The sequence below is a fragment of the Nitriliruptor sp. genome, from assembly GCF_040882075.1.
Lineage (GTDB): Bacteria > Actinomycetota > Nitriliruptoria > Nitriliruptorales > Nitriliruptoraceae > Nitriliruptor.
In genome coordinates, this window is sequence record NZ_JBBEBZ010000055.1 from 1 (window position 1) to 1057 (window position 1057).

2 protein-coding genes are annotated in these 1057 nt (G+C 72.6%); both read left to right on the forward strand.

The window, feature by feature from the left end:
- Positions 1-405, forward strand: a 405-nt coding sequence (locus WEB03_RS02750; RefSeq protein ID WP_368069439.1) for a sodium/proton-translocating pyrophosphatase, incomplete at its 5' end; no start/stop codon positions are given.
- 72 nt (positions 406-477) lie between these two features.
- Positions 478-1038 (forward strand): hypothetical protein, encoded by a 561-nt coding sequence (locus WEB03_RS02755; RefSeq protein WP_368069440.1) that lies wholly within the window; start codon positions 478-480, stop codon positions 1036-1038.
- The last annotated feature ends 19 nt before the right edge of the window (positions 1039-1057 follow it).

Sequence of the window (1057 nt, forward strand, 5' to 3'; positions counted from 1 at the left end):
CTGCTCGAGGGCAAGGCCGAGCCGGACGCGGTCCGCTGCGTCGACATCGCCACCAGGGCGGCGACCAAGAAGATGATCCTGCCGGCGGCCATCGCGGTCCTCGCGCCGGTCGTGGTCGGCTTCGCCTTCGGCGCGCAGACGCTGGGCGGCATGCTCGGCGGTGCGCTGATCGCCGGCGTGCTCCTCGCGCTCACGATGGCCAACGCTGGTGGGGCCTGGGACAACGCCAAGAAGTACGTCGAGCAGGGCAACCACGGCGGCAAGGGTTCGGACACCCACGCCGCCAACGTCGTCGGTGACACCGTCGGTGATCCGCTCAAGGACACCTCGGGCCCGTCGATGAACATCCTCATCAACGTGATGGCGATCGTCAGCCTCGTCATCGCGCCGCTGCTCACCAGCTGACCGCGCGCCCGTGCTGACGGAGGGCCCCCGCCTCGTGCGGGGGCCCTCCGCGTCCGCCCTCGGAGGATCGCCGTGACCGCACCCCGCCGCGCACCCGCCGTCGCGGTGGTCGCGCTCGCCCTCGCTCTCGCCGCGTGCGCTGGTGAGCCGGACCGTGACGACGCCGGCCGGGCCACCGTCGGCGACCTCCGGATCGCCGTCCCGGACGGGTGGGAGCGGATCGACGAGCCGGCCGAGCCACCGCTCGTGCTCAACACCCGGTTCGTCGACCCCGACCGGCGCCTGCGGCTCGTCCAGGTGATCGTCGGCTGCGACGAACGGGGGCTCGACACCCTCGTCGGCGTGGTGGGCCAGCCGCGTGGCAGTCTCGTGGTCACCGGCGCCCGGGAGCGCGAGACCGAACCGGACATCGACGGGCTCGATCGGGCCCGCCGCGTCACCCTCGACCTCGGCTCCGGCCGCGAAGGCGAGGATCCCGACTTCGTGACCGAGGCCATCTACGGACAGCGGGACGACGTGCTCGTGCTCGTCGAGATCAACGTCCCGCTCGCGGGTGCAGCCTTCGATGCGGACGAGGTCCTCGACTCCCTGGCCGTCGACGGCGACGCTCTCGCCACCCGCTGCGAGAGCTGACCACCGTGCCCATCACCGA